Raw genomic sequence first — 825 nt, 5'->3', positions numbered from 1 at the left:
CGGACCCGGTGCGAACGAGGTCATCCATTGGATGGAAGTCCGCGCCGACCTCGCCCGCTTCGCCGGTGACCCCGCGCGCGGCTGCGAGACCTGGCTCGCCGTGGCCGCGGCCGGTGACCCCGCGCGCGGCTGCGAGACCTGGCCCGCCGTCAGGCGGGCCAGACCACCGACTCCCCGGAGGTGGAGGCCGCGGCGGACCGCGCGCACCACCTCTGGGACCGGGTGCGCGACGCCGAGACCGTACGCGCGCTCGGCCCGGCCATGATCGCCCTGCGCCGTCAGGTGCCGGGCCGCCAGCGCGGCGCCCTCTCCCTGGCGCAGCGCCGCCTGGAGCAGTTCCACTCGCAGCACGTCGGCTGAGAGCCGGTGCCGCACGGCGGCCCGGGGCGCCGTCAGCGCGCGGTGCCGAACGCCTGTGTCCACCAGGGGCCGCCGGAGGCCCGGTGGATGCCGACGCCCATCTCCTTGAAGGCGCAGTTCAGGATGTTGGCGCGGTGGCCCGAGCTGTTCATCCAGGACTCCATCACCGAGGCGGGGGTCTGCTGGCCGCGGGCGATGTTCTCGCCGTAGGTGCTCCACTGGTACCCGGCGGCGGTGATGCGGTCGCCGGGGTCGGTGCCGTCCGGGCTGTTGTGGTCGAAGTAGTCGCGGGCGTCCATGTCCGCGGAGTGCTTGGTGGCGGCCGTGGCGAGCTTGGAGTTGGCGGTGACGGGGCCGCAACCCGCCTTCGAGCGCTCGGCGTTGACCAGCGAGAGGACCTGGTCGGCGGCGCCGTTCGGGGCGGGGGCCGCGTCGCCATCGAGACCGGTCAGTTCGTTCCTGCGG

At 74.7% G+C, this 825-nt stretch carries 2 protein-coding genes; one reads left to right on the top strand and one right to left on the bottom strand.

Annotation, left to right across the window (positions count from 1 at the left end):
- Window positions 1-180 precede the first annotated feature (180 nt).
- A complete protein-coding gene (locus AB8Z36_RS41435; RefSeq protein WP_369218488.1) occupies window positions 181-360 on the top strand; it encodes a hypothetical protein in 180 nt (59 codons plus the stop codon).
- 32 nt (window positions 361-392) lie between these two features.
- On the opposite strand, the gene AB8Z36_RS41430 is transcribed toward AB8Z36_RS41435, so the two are convergent.
- Window positions 393-825, bottom strand: a 433-nt coding sequence (locus AB8Z36_RS41430) for a CAP domain-containing protein (protein WP_369218487.1), incomplete at its 5' end; no start/stop codon positions are given.

It is taken from the genome of Streptomyces flavofungini, from assembly GCF_041028215.1.
In the GTDB taxonomy this organism is placed as follows: Bacteria; Actinomycetota; Actinomycetes; order Streptomycetales; family Streptomycetaceae; genus Streptomyces; species Streptomyces flavofungini_B.
The sequence above is the reverse complement of the archived record's forward strand: the minus strand, read 5'-3'. Positions and strand labels throughout refer to the sequence as shown.